General features: G+C 39.7%; 16 protein-coding genes. 1 reads left to right on the top strand and 15 read right to left on the bottom strand.

Annotation, left to right across the window (positions count from 1 at the left end):
* Positions 1–24: 24 nt before the first annotated feature.
* Together proB and obgE are read right to left on the bottom strand one after the other, a co-directional pair.
* The gene (proB, locus tag LDM93_RS06035) at positions 25–789 is read right to left on the bottom strand and encodes a glutamate 5-kinase (RefSeq protein ID WP_223891285.1); all 765 of its coding nucleotides are present in this window, start codon (positions 787–789) and stop codon (positions 25–27) included.
* A gap of 9 nt (positions 790–798) precedes the next feature.
* Positions 799–1,914 carry a GTPase ObgE gene (obgE, locus tag LDM93_RS06040; RefSeq protein ID WP_223891286.1) on the bottom strand — a complete coding sequence of 372 codons (1,116 nt, stop codon included), beginning with the start codon at positions 1,912–1,914 and terminating at the stop codon, positions 799–801.
* Between the two features lie 137 nt (positions 1,915–2,051).
* On the opposite strand from obgE, the gene LDM93_RS06045 reads away from it, so the two are divergent.
* Positions 2,052–2,360 (top strand): hypothetical protein, encoded by a 309-nt coding sequence (locus LDM93_RS06045; protein WP_223891287.1) that lies wholly within the window; start codon positions 2,052–2,054, stop codon positions 2,358–2,360.
* A gap of 28 nt (positions 2,361–2,388) precedes the next feature.
* On the opposite strand, the gene rpmA is transcribed toward LDM93_RS06045, so the two are convergent.
* The 13 genes from rpmA to ileS all read right to left on the bottom strand — a co-directional run bounded on the left by rpmA (position 2,389) and on the right by ileS (position 13,977).
* On the bottom strand, positions 2,389–2,643 hold the full coding sequence (gene rpmA / locus LDM93_RS06050; RefSeq protein WP_223891288.1) for a 50S ribosomal protein L27: 255 nt from the start codon (positions 2,641–2,643) through the stop codon (positions 2,389–2,391).
* Between the two features lie 9 nt (positions 2,644–2,652).
* Complete coding sequence (rplU, locus tag LDM93_RS06055; RefSeq protein ID WP_223891290.1) at positions 2,653–2,958, bottom strand: 50S ribosomal protein L21; 306 nt, start codon at positions 2,956–2,958, stop codon at positions 2,653–2,655.
* A 111-nt stretch (positions 2,959–3,069) separates the two neighbouring features.
* A complete protein-coding gene (locus LDM93_RS06060; RefSeq protein ID WP_223891292.1) occupies positions 3,070–3,459 on the bottom strand; it encodes a RidA family protein in 390 nt (129 codons plus the stop codon).
* 13 nt (positions 3,460–3,472) lie between these two features.
* A complete protein-coding gene (locus tag LDM93_RS06065; protein WP_308440693.1) occupies positions 3,473–3,814 on the bottom strand; it encodes a hypothetical protein in 342 nt (113 codons plus the stop codon).
* A 47-nt stretch (positions 3,815–3,861) separates the two neighbouring features.
* Positions 3,862–4,536, bottom strand: a complete 675-nt coding sequence (locus LDM93_RS06070; RefSeq protein ID WP_223891293.1) for a ThiF family adenylyltransferase — start codon at positions 4,534–4,536, stop codon at positions 3,862–3,864.
* Between the two features lie 53 nt (positions 4,537–4,589).
* On the bottom strand, positions 4,590–5,393 hold the full coding sequence (locus LDM93_RS06075) for a carbon-nitrogen hydrolase family protein (RefSeq protein ID WP_223891294.1): 804 nt from the start codon (positions 5,391–5,393) through the stop codon (positions 4,590–4,592).
* Positions 5,393–5,602, bottom strand: coding sequence for an exodeoxyribonuclease VII small subunit (xseB, locus tag LDM93_RS06080; protein ID WP_223891295.1), 210 nt, complete (start codon positions 5,600–5,602; stop codon positions 5,393–5,395). Before xseB ends, LDM93_RS06075 begins: the two co-directional genes overlap by 1 nt.
* The gene (locus LDM93_RS06085; protein ID WP_223891296.1) at positions 5,599–6,693 is read right to left on the bottom strand and encodes a homoserine O-acetyltransferase; all 1,095 of its coding nucleotides are present in this window, start codon (positions 6,691–6,693) and stop codon (positions 5,599–5,601) included. The genes xseB and LDM93_RS06085 overlap by 4 nt, the downstream gene beginning before the upstream one ends.
* 191 nt (positions 6,694–6,884) lie before the next feature.
* Positions 6,885–8,147 (bottom strand): O-acetylhomoserine aminocarboxypropyltransferase/cysteine synthase family protein, encoded by a 1,263-nt coding sequence (locus LDM93_RS06090; protein ID WP_223891298.1) that lies wholly within the window; start codon positions 8,145–8,147, stop codon positions 6,885–6,887.
* 136 nt (positions 8,148–8,283) lie between these two features.
* Positions 8,284–9,729 (bottom strand): IMP dehydrogenase, encoded by a 1,446-nt coding sequence (guaB, locus tag LDM93_RS06095; RefSeq protein ID WP_223891300.1) that lies wholly within the window; start codon positions 9,727–9,729, stop codon positions 8,284–8,286.
* 14 nt (positions 9,730–9,743) lie between these two features.
* Positions 9,744–11,087 carry an Asp-tRNA(Asn)/Glu-tRNA(Gln) amidotransferase subunit GatA gene (gene gatA / locus LDM93_RS06100; RefSeq protein ID WP_223891303.1) on the bottom strand — a complete coding sequence of 448 codons (1,344 nt, stop codon included), beginning with the start codon at positions 11,085–11,087 and terminating at the stop codon, positions 9,744–9,746.
* Positions 11,084–11,209 (bottom strand): hypothetical protein, encoded by a 126-nt coding sequence (locus LDM93_RS11340; protein WP_255586210.1) that lies wholly within the window; start codon positions 11,207–11,209, stop codon positions 11,084–11,086. The genes gatA and LDM93_RS11340 overlap by 4 nt, the downstream gene beginning before the upstream one ends.
* Positions 11,209–13,977: an isoleucine--tRNA ligase gene (gene ileS / locus LDM93_RS06105; RefSeq protein ID WP_223891308.1), complete on the bottom strand. Its 2,769-nt coding sequence runs from the start codon at positions 13,975–13,977 to the stop codon at positions 11,209–11,211. Before ileS ends, LDM93_RS11340 begins: the two co-directional genes overlap by 1 nt.
* Positions 13,978–14,020 lie beyond the last annotated feature (43 nt).

Raw genomic sequence — 14,020 nt, forward strand, 5'->3', positions numbered from 1 at the left:
TACTTCTTATGTGTAAATTAAATGCTATAAGGCTTTAAACAGTGTGCCGCCTTTATGTTCCTCTTTTATAAGAAAAGCGCTCACATCCTTAAGATCAAACCCACTTGCCAAAAACATCTCTCTACCCTGTCTCATTAAAAAATCTGCAGATTGAAGTTTCGTTACGATACCTCCAGTAGCAAACTCATTGTTGGGTGTATGTTCTGCGTTAAGTTCGTCCTCTTCTATCGTATGGACCACTGCTCTGCGTTTGGCATCGTCATATTTGTTTGGATCTTTGTCATAGAATGCATCTATATCAGAAAGTATGACCAACAGCGAGGCATCAAAATAATGTGCCACATGTGCAGAGAGTCTGTCATTATCACCAAAAACAAGCTCTTCAATACTCACGGTGTCATTCTCGTTGATAATGGGTACTACATTATTTTCCAGGAGTGTGTCTATGGCATTTTTGGCATGATCTACATGCTCTTTAAACTTAAAAACATCTGCACTCAAAAGTACCTGCGAACAGAGTAAATTAAATCTTGCAAACTTTTCCTGATACATTTTGAGTAAATAGGGCTGTCCGATAGCTGCAAGTGCCTGTTTATTGGCCACAATACTTCTATCCAATGGCAACTGTGTATATCCTGCAGATACCGCACCTGAACTCACTAAGATAACTTCATAGTGATGTGTTTTTAATTCTGCTATCAATTGAACCAATGCCAACATACGTGGTTTGGCAATACTGCCATTTTCCGTTATCACATGTGAACCGACTTTAATCACAACTCTTTTCATAAGCCCCACTTACTCAGCTTCTTGTTCTGCTTTAACCATTTTGACAAAATCACCAATAGCATAACGTAATGCTTCAGTATTTAAATGTGCTACAGATGAGATAGGAAGTACAAAAAATGGTTTCTCTTCTGGTAATAGTACACCAAAATCTGTCTTAAATCCATAACTTAGATAGTTTGTATCTGCTTTATATTTATATAATGTACCATTCGCTTCCAAACCTATATCCGCTAAGAATGTTTCTGTCAAAGCATTCACTTCATCTTGTGAAAGTGAATCAATTTTGGTAATGGCGATCGCATGCTTTCGTGTGGCGAGTGTTTCAGAGTAACGTTTTAACTCAACCAGAAGCGTCTCATACTGATACTTCATCTCTCTGTAATTTGCCGCATCGATCATAAGAAGCAATGTTTTTGTTCTTTCAATATGCTTCAAAAATTCTAATCCCAAGCCTCTACCGTCACTCGCACCTTCGATAATACCAGGTATATCTGCCATCATAAAAGAATCATAATCACCCATATGTACGACACCGAGTTTCGGTGTCAAAGTGGTGAACTCATAGTTGGCCACTTGGGGTCTTGCATTGGAAAGCGTAGAGATAAGTGTAGATTTTCCTACATTTGGATATCCCACTAAACCAACATCTGCAATGAGTTTCATTTCAAGTCTTACATGCTTGGTTATCCCTGGCAGTCCTGGCTGTGCATACGTTGGCCTTTGGTTACTTGAACTCTTAAAGTGCATATTTCCCAAACCACCTTTTCCCCCTTCAATGAAGAGAACAACATCACCTTCATTGACCAGGTCAAGCAGCTCTTCACCTGTCTCTATATCGACAACTGTCGTACCAGGAGGCACCGTTATGGTCGTATCGTGTCCTTTACGACCATAACACTTGCGCCCTTCTCCAGGACGACCATTTTCTGCTTTAATGTGGTTACGGCCACGAAGTCCGGAGAGTGTATCTGTATTATTATCTACTTTAAAATATACAGAACCTCCACGACCACCATCACCACCATCAGGACCACCTTTAGAGACAAACTTCTCTGTCCAAAAAGAGATGGCACCTGCACCACCTTTACCAGAACTAATTGTTAGTTCTACACTATCTACAAACATTTATAACCTTTACTCTTATGAAAAAAACTATGGTATATACCCTAACGTATATAACCATAGTATATGAATTACGAAATTATACCTAAATTAGGGGAAGAATCGCTATAATTTTTATATTTGATCTAAAAGGTGAAGTTATGTTTCCTCGAAAACCTGTATCATTATTAGTCATAAGTGGTACATTATTCTATTTAACTGGCTGTGGCCATGGGAAAGAACCTGTGTATCAAAATGGATATTATCATAGCGGTGTCTATTTTGGTAAAAACTTACCTACAAACTATCAACAAGGTATTGCAGATGGGTGTACTACATCTAAAGGTACGTATACAAAATCACATACACTCTTTAATAATGATCAAAACTATAATAATGGCTGGTTCTTGGGCCGTAATAGATGTAAACATTTATTAATTGTTGAAGATGAAAAAAATGAGGAAAAATAAGCCCGAACTTGTCGGACTTATAAAGGGATTATGCAGGTACTACTGAAACTTTCTTTTGAGTAGCAGATTTGTTGTCAAACTTCACTACACCTTCTACAAGTGCAAATATAGTATGGTCTTTACCCATTCCTACACCATTACCTGGATGTACTTTTGTTCCTCTTTGTCTGATGATAATGTTACCTGGGATAACTGTTTCACCACCAAATTTTTTAACGCCTAAACGACGTCCAGCTGAATCACGGTTATTTTGAGTGGACCCTTGTCCTTTCTTGTGTGCCATCTGAGCTCCTTATGCTATTTTAGTAATTCTAACTCTTGTAAAGCTTCTTCTGAAACCTCTTTTAAGTTTTGAATCTTTTCTTCTTCTTTTTTTGTAGATGATAACTTTTTTATCTCTACCTTCATTGATCACTTCACCTTTAACTACAGCACCCTCTACGAAAGGAGCTCCTACAGTTAATTCACCGTTGTCTACGGCTAGAACTTCTTTAAATTCTACCGCTGCTTTTGGCTCAAGATTCATGTTGTCAAAACAGATGATATCACCCTCTTGAACTTTAAATTGTTGGCCACTTGCTTTAATGATTGCGTACATTGCAAACCCTTTGTATCTATTGTTTTTTAAAAAGTTCGTGATTATACCCAAACTTGTTTTAATATTTTTTTAAACTAAACCACTTTCCTCAAGTATTCTCTACTTTTGTCTTTAATATGTATAATCCGCTCCGGCAAGTGCGATACAATCTATCTCAACCAGTGCATTTTTTGGAAGTGTTTTCACAGCAACCGTACTACGTACTGGCTTATGTGTACCAAAATAATGTGCATAGATCGCATTGACTTTTTCGAAGTCATTCATATCTGCCAAGAAAATCGTTGTTTTGATCACATCATTGAAGTGTGCACCTGATGCTTCAAGTACATAAAAAAGGTTCTTCATAACTTGATGTGTTTGATTCTCTACATCATCTGCAGCCATGACACCTTCTGGTGTGAGTGCGATCTGTCCTGAAGTATAGATCAACCCCTTTGCTACAACTGCTTGTGAATATGGTCCTATTGCTGCGGGTGCTTCTTCTGTCGAAATAAATTTCATTTACTTGTCCTCCTTAATTTCTTTCATAAAATACATACGATGTTGAATAGTCAGAAAATTCAAAATAGACTTTCTTCTCTCCCTCATCTTTTTTACCGTTAAAGTTTAAATCATCAACTCCATAGCCGTAACGATAAGGTCTTTGCTTACTGTCACTGCTTCCATATGCTGTTGAAAGTTTATCTATTTTGATAAATTTATGTACCAGTTTATCACCTGCATAGATATCAAGTACACCATTGGTACCCGTCCAGTTTTGCAGTGAACGACTCAAACTGTTCTGAGTCTCTTGTGTACATCCGGCAAAGAACAAAATCATTCCAGATAAAAGGAATATTTTTAATTTCATTTTCATAGTGATCCTTTATTCTTTATCATATTTTAGCACTATTTGTTTTAGATTTACGCCTCTGGCATACCAAATTTTTGTGTCATTAATTCACCTTCATCATTAAAATAAAGATAATAGAGTTTATCTTTTGTCACAGAAAGCCCGGCAAGATAGCGTAATGCCAAATTTGCCTGCAAAGATCCGATATGCATCACGATAGGTGCAGTAATACCGCCGGGTTTGTGGTCAGAAATATTAAAAACTTGAAAATTTGCTTGATCAAAGAAACAAACCTGCCCGTTAAACTCTTCAACACTTGCATATATCCAAGGTGTATTTGTCTCTTTGGCATGTTTATCTATCTCCCCTCTTACAGGAAGATTATCTGTAGCATCAAGTATGAGATCATACGTGTTTCCCAACGCTTTGAATGCATCAAAATCCATATCAAAAGCAAGTGCTTTGACAAAAGGATTTTTAGACTCTATCAGTGTGGCTACAGCTTTGGCTTTGTTTTTTCCTTCATCATTGAGTGTAAATGCTATTTGTCTATGGATGTTATGATTGGAAACTGTATCGAAATCCACCATATGTATCTCACCTATACCTGAAGTACCGAGTGCCATCGCTAAAGTAGATCCTAAACCGCCAGAACCGATGATTGCTATCTTTTTATTTTGAAGCGCCTTTTGTGTAGCCTCACCCCATAATTGTATCTGTCTGTTAAAGTATTGTTCTGGTGTCATATCAAATCCTTTTTATACATTTTTATCAAACTGTTTCTCTTGACAAGAAAGCACTACTGCATTCTTAACTGCAACTCTTTCTCAAATGCCCATGCTTTTCTGTGTTCCAGCACATCTGCTTTATCTATCACCTCAACCAGCATAGACTCTTTATCTTCAAGCATCATCTCTATTTCACCTTCTGGTGATACGAGCATCGTATCACCGTAAAATTTCCATTTGACTTCATTGTCACTGTATTCACCTAAACGATTAGCCCTCAGTATATAACATCCGTGTAAAAAAGCTTTAGTTTTGATGATCTCTCTCCAACGGTTATGAGATCCAAATGTTGAAGCAGTAGGGAGCAGTACAAGATCGATCTTTTTTTCAGTTGCCCTTTGCCAGAAATGGTCAAAATGAAGTTCAAATCCAGCCATGACCATCACTTTGAAGCCTTTTATATTGAAAGTCATAGGATCTTTAAGTGCATTGATAGGATTGGCAAAAAACTTTTTTTCATTCCAATGCGCATAAGGAAGAAGAATTTGCTGTTCATAATATCTTGTGGTCTTAGGCGTGATCTTCATAATGGTTTTATGATATCCATCTTTTTTCGTGACAATGATAGGTGCAACAAACACAATATCATATTTTGCTGCAAGGTGTTTAAGAAGCTCTGTATGTTTACGTGTCTGTTCTTTCACCATATTTGGTGACATTGTGGCAAACTCTTTAAAAAAATGATTCAGCACATACTCACCAAGAAGCATTACCTCTGCATTTCTTTGCTTGGCTTGCTTCAAATAAAACTCTAGCCTTGTTGCATTCATACCCAATGTTGGTAATTGGAGTGCTGCTACAACAAGTTGTGCCATTACAGAGTATCTCCAGTATTTTGATTGGCCTGTTCTATCACTGTGATTTTCGTTTTGGCTTCTTCTATGAGTGTTTGTGCCTCTTTGATATTTTTTAAACCCTCTTCATACAGCTTGACTGACTCTTCAAGTGTGATCTCCGGATTCATCAATTTTTCAAGTAATTCTTTTGAATGTGCGAGTTTCTCTTCAAATGTTTCATTTTTCATTGTAATACGTCCTTAATATGGTCTTCAAATTTATCTAACTCTACTAAAAAGGCATCATGTCCATAATTACTCTGAACTTCTAAATAGGTATGCGACTGTCCATTACGTTCCATCATCTTAGCAATATGTTCCATCTCACAAGGGAAAAACAGATAATCAGTTGAAAAACTGATCAAATGCACATTTGCTTTGATACGTAAAATAGCCTCATGCAAAGAGTCATATCCACGACTTAAATTAAAGGTATTGATCGCTTTTACTATATATAGGTAAGAAAGCGGATCAAATATACGTGAAAAGTTATTGGTATTGTACTCCATATATCTTTCAACTTCATAACGTCCGAAGAGTTCAAAAAGTCCATCGTTATTCACATAATTACGTCCAAACTTATTATCCATAGAGTCTGGTGACAGGTAAGAGATGTGTCCTGCGATACGTCCTATAGCTAATCCATCCAATCCCTCTTCCTGAAAGGCACCTTTTTCATAGTTTCCATGTTTAAATCGCGGATCTCTACGTATCGCTTCTACAGCCACTTTGTTGAATGCTATGGTCCAGGGTCTTGTAGCGTACGTAGCAGCAAGAGAAATGATATCATCTGAAAAGTTCGGGTAATCTACTGCGAATTGAAGTGCTTGCATACCCCCCATAGAACCACCCACTATAGCACGTACATGGTAGATACCCAATTGAGAAAGAAGATGCATTTGTGCACGTACCATATCTTTAACGGTCACTACAGGAAATCGAAGTCTATAAGGATCTTCACTGGGGTAATTGTTGCTCATCGGTCCTGTCGACCCGAAACATGAACCTATCACATTGGTACAGATCACAAAATATTTACTGGTATCAATCGCTTTACCGTCACCAATCAATCCATCCCACCAGCCGGCTTTTCGCTCACCTTCATAGGTCCCGGCTGCATGATGGGAACCACTCAGGGCATGACAGACTAAAATAACATTAGACTTGTCTTCGTTTAACTCTCCGTATGTCTCATAGGCGATCTCATACGGTTCTAAGATACGCCCACTCTCTAAGTAGAGAGGAGAGCTAAACTGTGCTGTTTTAGTTGTGATTTCCATAGACTGCTTTTTTATTTATAAGACATTTTTTGAGCTCAGCCAAAATCTACATTATCACTATGGCATACCCAAGGGTATACACTAACGATAAACTCAACTCTTGGCTCATGCGACGGGGTCACATACAAGCACAATGTCCATTATTATATTATTTGTAGTATTTTATCTAATTTGGGCTTTTATTCTATCTATTAACCTAAGGCCTTTGCTAAATCATCGATAAGGTCTTGTGTATCTTCTATACCCACACTCAATCTCACTAACCCTCCAGGAACACCAGCCTCTTCAAGCTCTTTAGCTGAAAGTTGTTGGTGTGTTGTACTTGCCGGATGCGTGATGATCGACTTAGAATCCCCAATATTTACAACCACAGCAAAAATATCTGTAGCATCTGCAATACTTTGTGCTAATTCTTTACTCTCTACTTCAAAGGAAAGAAGACCACTAGCCATCCCCTCTTTAAAGTACTTTTGAACCAGTGGGTTTTGGGCACTGGACTTTAGACCCGGGTAATTTACCTTTTTGACCTTTGGATGTGCTTCCAAGAACTCTGCTATAGCCAATGCTGACGCAGAATGCTGTTTCATGCGAAGTGGTAATGTCTCTAATCCCTGAATGTATAACCAAGAGTTAAAAGGTGAAGGTGCAGCACCCAGGTCACGAAGCAACGATAAACGTGTTCGAAGTGTAAATAGTGGTAGTGGGACATCAGAGTATACAAGCCCATGATAACTTGCATCTGGCTCATTAAAGTGTGCGTAACGCGCATTTCCTTTGATCTTCTCTACCAGATTGTGACGTTCTACGATGACACCACCGATTGCCAGTCCCTGACCCGTCGTATATTTACTTGCAGAGTGTACCGCGATATCTACACCATGTTCCAATGGTTTACATAAAATAGGGGTTGCAACCGTATTGTCTACACAAGTTAAAATATTATGTTTATCGGCGATAGCAACGATAGCATCAAAATCAGCCACATCGATACTCGGATTTGTAATACTCTCAAAGAGTATGATCTTCGTTCTATCATCTACCAATGCTTCTATCTCAGAGGGATTTCTTACATCAAAGTAACGTGTCTCTATACCAAAACGTTTGATCGTATGCCCGGTAAGTGTCGTCGTTCCACCATACACTTGTTTTGCAACGATGATATTATCTCCGGCTTCTGCTACATTCGCAATAGCATAAAAAATAGCCGACATTCCAGAGGCAGTCCCGATAGCAGCTACACCGCCTTCAAGTGCCGCAAAACGTTTTTCAAACACATCTGTAGTCGGGTTCATTAATCTTGAATAGATATTACCCAACTCTTTAAGTGCAAAGAGGTTTGCTGCATGTTCCGTATCTCTAAACTCATACGCTGTACTCTGATAGATAGGTACTGCCATAGTCCCTTGTGCATCTTTCTCATATCCTGCATGGACGGCTAGTGTTTGTTCGTGCATCACAATTCCTTATTTTATTATATAGGTAAATTATAGCTTGTGCTTGCTTGAAGAGAAGATTGATTGAAAGAAAAGATATCGTATTTACTAATGAAAGGAATCCCCGTATCACATACGGGGAGTTTGATGAGAATGTTTAAGAAGAGTAGTTTGGAGATTCTTTGGTGATCGTCACATCATGTACATGACTCTCTCTAAGTCCAGCAGAAGTAATTTCAACAAATTCTGCTTTTTCCCAGAATACTTTGATCGACTCTGAACCACAGTATCCCATAGATGAACGGAGTCCACCTACCATTTGATGCACAACATCTGCGATACGTCCTCTGTAGGGAACACGTCCTTCAATCCCCTCTGGTACAAGTTTGTCTGCGGCTGTACCTTCCTGGAAGTAACGGTCTGTACTTCCTTTGGTCATCGCACCGATACTTCCCATACCTCTATACTCTTTAAACTGTCTTCCGTTAAAGAGTATCATATCGCCTGGGGCTTCATAGGTACCTGCAAGCGCAGAACCCAACATCACAGAACTTGCACCTACTGCTAAAGCTTTTGCAAGATCTCCAGAGTATTTAACACCGCCATCAGCCACTACAGGTACACCCGCTTTATTTGCTACCTCTGCTACTTCATCAATAGCAGAGATCTGAGGTACACCCACACCTGCAACGACACGTGTCGTACAGATTGATCCAGGTCCGATACCTACTTTCACTGCGTCAGCACCTGCATCTATAAGATCCTGTGCAGCTGCTGCAGTTGCAATATTTCCTGCGATCACATCGACATCAAGTGTTTTCTTGATGAGTTTCAGTGTATCTATAATACCTTGCGAATGCCCGTGTGCCGAGTCAAGTACGATTACATCCACACCTGCTTCTACCAGTGCAGTGGCACGATCAAGCTGACCTACACCGATTGCTGCACCGACTCTTAAACGTCCATGCTCATCTTTGTTCGCGTTAGGGAATCTTTCTTTTTTCTCAATATCTTTAATGGTAACAAGCCCCTGAAGTACACCATTTTCATCTACGATAGGCAGTTTTTCTATTTTATGTGCCTGAAGTACTTGTGCTGCTTCTTCAAGCGTGATACCTACTTTTGCTGTTACCAAAGGCGCTTTGGTCATCACATCAGCAATACACAGACTCATGTCAGTGATAAAACGCATATCACGGTTTGTGATAATCCCTAAAAGTTTCAGATCATCATCTACGACCGGTACACCTGAGATCTTATATTCACCCATCAAAGCATCTGCATCTGCCACAGTTTTATCCGGACCTATAAATATAGGATCGATGATAATACCGCTCTCAGACTTTTTTACTTTCGTGATCTGCTTTGCCTGTGTTTCTATATCCATATTTTTATGAATGATCCCGATACCACCCAGGTGTGCCATAGCGATCGCTGCTTTGTACTCAGTTACGGTATCCATCGCTGCTGAAACGATAGGTGTATTCAATGTTACACGCTTAGTCAAATTACTTTTTAAACAAACTTCTTTAGGAAGCACAACTGAATGTTGCGGTACTAGTAATACATCTTCAAATGTTAATGCTCTTTTTTTAATTCTCATATTATTTCCTTCGTTTATTTAATATAGGTTACAGCTTTTTCCATGCTTGCAGCACCGTCAAAAAGTGTTTTTTCGTTAAATGCTTTAGCAATGAGTTGTAACCCTATAGGCATACCCTCATCATTTTTAGCAACGGGTAGTGAAATTGCAGGAAGTCCTGCAAGGTTAATAGCTATCGTGTACATATCACTCTTGTACATTTCAAGCGGGTCTTCAGAAGCACCTATCTTTGGGGCAACCGACGGTGCAACGGGTGAAAGTATAAGGTCTGCCTCTTCAAAAATAGCATTAAACTCATCTCTGATAAGGTGTCTTACTTTTTGTGCTTTCACATAATATGCATCATAATATCCTGATGAAAGTACAAAATTACCCAGTAAGATACGTCTTTTAACCTCTTCTCCAAATCCTTCAGATCGTGTATTATAGAAAAGCTCTTCCATATTTTTTGATTCAGCTCTTGTTCCATAACGTACCCCGTCAAAACGTGCAAGGTTCGTTGCCGCTTCTGCCGTAGCCAAAATATAATAGGTTGCGATATCATACTTGGTATTTTGCATATTTTTATGTACGATCGTATGTCCTGCTTCTTCAAGTGCCTTGACTGTCTGCGTATAGGCTTTTTGTGTATCTTCATCTGCTTCAGAAATGTAGTTGTCTATCACTGCAATCGTCAGTTTAGCATCAGCATCAATGTTATTTGCAATATCTTCTATCTCAAAATCTGCTGAAGTCGAATCTTTTTCATCATGCCCTTTGATCGCATCATACAAGATCGCTGCATCTTCAACATTCTGTGTGATAGGACCTATCTGGTCAAGTGAAGAAGCATAAGCTGCCAGACCAAAACGACTGACTCTTCCATAGGTAGGTTTCATCCCCACTACACCACAGTATGCTGCAGGCTGTCTGATAGATCCACCTGTATCTGATCCCAGCGCAGCAATAGCGATACCTCCGGCAACAGCTGCAGCTGATCCTCCTGAAGATCCACCGGGTACTCTGTCTGTACCATGCGGGTTCTTCGTAGGTCCGTAAAAAGAGCTCTCAGTGGTTGAACCCATTGCGAACTCATCCATATTGGCTCTACCGAATGCCATCATTCCTTGAGATTTAAGGTTAGTGATAGCCGTAGCTTCATAAGGTGCAATGTATCCCTGAAGAATTTTAGAACCAGAAGTCACAGACCAGTCTTTTACTTGAATGTTATCTTTAATAAGGATCGGTACGCCCTCACCTGAACTTTCAAAGCCTACATAAGCATTCAGTCCGCTCTCTTTGGCTTTTACTTCAAGTTGGGCTCTTATCTCTTCTAATTCTTCATGAGATTTTGTTAACGCTTCTTTCAGTGTTATCACGACTTGCTTCCTTTCCTTTTATAATATTCTACCATTGCCAATCCTATACCCACCAATCCAAAGATAAAAATGATCGAACCAATGATCACTTCCATTTGTATAGGTTGAGACATGTCAAACATTAGGCAACATCTCCATTACCGACAACATTCGCACATCTCTCACAGGCACACTCATCACTGCTACTAGTAAATCTCCAACATCTTGGGCATTTTGAAGCAGTTGCCTTATGTACAGTATAAGTTGATCCATCCACTTCAAAAGAAGCAACTTGTTCACCCTCGCTGCTTGATTTCATCGCTGAAACTACAAACCAGTCTTCAAGGTCTTTACTGTCTTTGATTTCAAATACACTCATATCCCCTGCGATCTCCACTTCAAGTGTTGACTTCATCAGTTTCTCTTTTTTGAGTTTATCTACGGCTTCAGAGAATTTCACTCTTGCTTCCAAAAGAACCTTATCATCAAAACTTGCTTCAACTTCCGGTACTTCAACATACACAAGGTCAAATACATTTTCCATATCACCTTTGAAAAGTGCCGGTGCATACTCCAGGATCTCATCGGCTGTATAAGTCAATACTGGAGCTATGAGTCCCAACATCGCTTTGGCAATATGTGCCATTGCGGACTGTGTTGCTCTTCTGACAGGATCATTTTTATCTTCACAGTAGAGTCGGTCTTTGGTGATATCCATATAGATACCTGAAAGCTCATTGGTAATGAAGTGGTTCAATGTTGCAAATCCTCTAAGGAAATCATAGGCATCAAAGTTTGCTTTGACCGATGCAAATACCTCTGCTGCCTTCGTAAGTATCCATCTGTCCAGTTCTCCATACGCATCATTGGTCACATAGGTTTCAAGATCATCTACATTCGCAAGTAGGAATCTAAACGTATTTCTTATCTTTCTATACTGTTCAGCCGTCTGTTTCAAAATACCGTCAGAAATTTTCAAGTCTGACTGATAGTCAGAAAGTGCCACCCACAGTCTGAGAATTTCTGAACCATACTCTTTGATGACTTTGTCCGGTGCCACAACGTTACCTTTGGACTTACTCATCTTCTCGCCCTTCTCATCCACAGTAAACCCGTGAGTGATCAGTGTTTTATAAGGTGAAACTTCATTCACGGCTGCTGAAAGCAATAATGAAGACTGGAACCAGCCTCTGTGTTGGTCACTTCCTTCAATGTAAAGAGACGCCGGATACTCACCCGCATCATAATTACCGCTTTTGATCACCGAGTTCCAAGTCGAACCTGAGTCAAACCATACATCCAGGATATCATCGATCTTTTCCAGATCATCGGCGTTATAACCCGAGTTCTCAGGAAGAAGCGCTTCGATACTCATTGAGTACCAGGCATCTGCACCCTGTGCATCAAAAAGAGTCGCTACATGGTCCAATACCTTTTTATCAAAGATCACTTCTTTGGTACTCTTATTTCTAAAAAATGCTATCGGAACACCCCAAGAACGCTGACGAGAAATACACCAGTCAGGTCTTCCTTCTATCATCGGTTTGAGACGGTTCTTAGATGTCTTAGGATAAAAGTCCACACCTTCAATAGCATGAAGTGCTGTATCTCTCAGTGTATCTTTGGCACCTTGAGCTGTGTCATCTATAGAGATGAACCACTGATTCGTTGCTCTATAGATCAACGGTTTTTTCGTTCTCCAGCAGTGTGGATAAGAGTGAACAAATTTACTCTCTTTTAACAAGGCATCACCCAAGATCTCCAAGATAGGCTCATTGGCTTTAAAGATATGCATGCCGATAAACTCATCTGCATTAGGAAGAAGATTTAAACCTTTGACACTCTCATCATAACATCCACGCTCATCTACAGGCATCACGACTTCAAGACCATATTTCAGTCCTACTTTGTAGTCATCCTCACCATGTCCCGGAGCGGTATGTACACAACCCGTACCACCATCCATAAGTACGTGTTCACCGAGGATCACTTTAGATGTACGACCATTTACAGGGTTAATAGCTAAAAGGTTTTCCATCTCCGTTGCAGCGATCTTTCTACTTGAATGCCCAGAGACCACACCCTCTTCTATCATCGCTTCGTAACGTGCATCTGCTACGATATGACCATCATCAGTCAAGACATACATCTCATCAGGATTAAGAGAGATACCTGTATTTGCAGGTAGTGTCCAAGGTGTTGTCGTCCAGATCACAAGACCTGCTTTACCTTCTATACCTAACTTCTCTTTGGCTGCATCACTGAGTTCAAAGTGTACATAGATAGAGTAATCTTCTTTATCTTCGTACTCTACTTCTGCATCAGCAAGTGCTGTTCTTGCAGCCCATGACCAGAAAATAGGTTTATGTCTTTCGACCAAAAGACCTTTTTGTGCTAATTCACAAAGTGTTCTATAGATATTTGCTTCAAATTTAAAATCCATCGTTACATACGGGTTTTCCCAATCTGCAATCACACCTAAAGCTTTAAATCCGTCTCTTTGGATGTCTACAAACTTCGCAGCATGTGCACGACAAAGTTCTCTAAACTTCTCTGTAGGCATCGCTTCTTTTTTGCTTTTGCCCAGTTTCTCTTCAACTTTCTGCTCGATAGGCAAACCATGACAGTCCCAGCCCGGAGTCATACGTACCGCTTTCCCTTGGAAATAGTTATACTTTAAAATGATATCTTTGAGTACTTTGTTCAGTGCATGTCCAATGTGAATGTCACCGTTGGCATACGGAGGTCCATCATGAAGTGTAAACATTTCAGCATCTGCACGTTTTGCTTTCATCTGTTCATAAATATCGGCATCAAACCATGCATTATACTTTTTAGGCTCATTGTTTGGAAGATTCCCACGCATTGGAAAATCTGTTTTTGGGAGGAGGAGTGTGTCTTTAAAATCCATAGTCGATAACACCTTAATGAGGGTCGCCCCTGTTATATTATCC

It is taken from the genome of Sulfurovum sp. TSL6, assembly GCF_019972115.1.
Lineage (GTDB): Bacteria > Campylobacterota > Campylobacteria > Campylobacterales > Sulfurovaceae > Sulfurovum.

Coding starts and splice junctions, on each gene's coding strand:
- xseB (WP_223891295.1), bottom strand. CDS start 5,602: ATGAAAAATGAAACATTTGAAGAGAAACTCGCACATTCAAAAGAATTA.
- LDM93_RS06085 (WP_223891296.1), bottom strand. CDS start 6,693: ATGGAAATCACAACTAAAACAGCACAGTTTAGCTCTCCTCTCTACTTA.
- ileS (WP_223891308.1), bottom strand. CDS start 13,977: ATGGATTTTAAAGACACACTCCTCCTCCCAAAAACAGATTTTCCAATG.
- guaB (WP_223891300.1), bottom strand. CDS start 9,729: ATGAGAATTAAAAAAAGAGCATTAACATTTGAAGATGTATTACTAGTA.
- LDM93_RS11340 (WP_255586210.1), bottom strand. CDS start 11,209: ATGTTTGACATGTCTCAACCTATACAAATGGAAGTGATCATTGGTTCG.
- obgE (WP_223891286.1), bottom strand. CDS start 1,914: ATGTTTGTAGATAGTGTAGAACTAACAATTAGTTCTGGTAAAGGTGGT.
- LDM93_RS06065 (WP_308440693.1), bottom strand. CDS start 3,814: ATGAAAATGAAATTAAAAATATTCCTTTTATCTGGAATGATTTTGTTC.
- rplU (WP_223891290.1), bottom strand. CDS start 2,958: ATGTACGCAATCATTAAAGCAAGTGGCCAACAATTTAAAGTTCAAGAG.
- LDM93_RS06075 (WP_223891294.1), bottom strand. CDS start 5,393: ATGGCACAACTTGTTGTAGCAGCACTCCAATTACCAACATTGGGTATG.
- rpmA (WP_223891288.1), bottom strand. CDS start 2,643: ATGGCACACAAGAAAGGACAAGGGTCCACTCAAAATAACCGTGATTCA.
- LDM93_RS06070 (WP_223891293.1), bottom strand. CDS start 4,536: ATGACACCAGAACAATACTTTAACAGACAGATACAATTATGGGGTGAG.
- LDM93_RS06060 (WP_223891292.1), bottom strand. CDS start 3,459: ATGAAATTTATTTCGACAGAAGAAGCACCCGCAGCAATAGGACCATAT.
- LDM93_RS06045 (WP_223891287.1), top strand. CDS start 2,052: ATGTTTCCTCGAAAACCTGTATCATTATTAGTCATAAGTGGTACATTA.
- LDM93_RS06090 (WP_223891298.1), bottom strand. CDS start 8,147: ATGCACGAACAAACACTAGCCGTCCATGCAGGATATGAGAAAGATGCA.
- proB (WP_223891285.1), bottom strand. CDS start 789: ATGAAAAGAGTTGTGATTAAAGTCGGTTCACATGTGATAACGGAAAAT.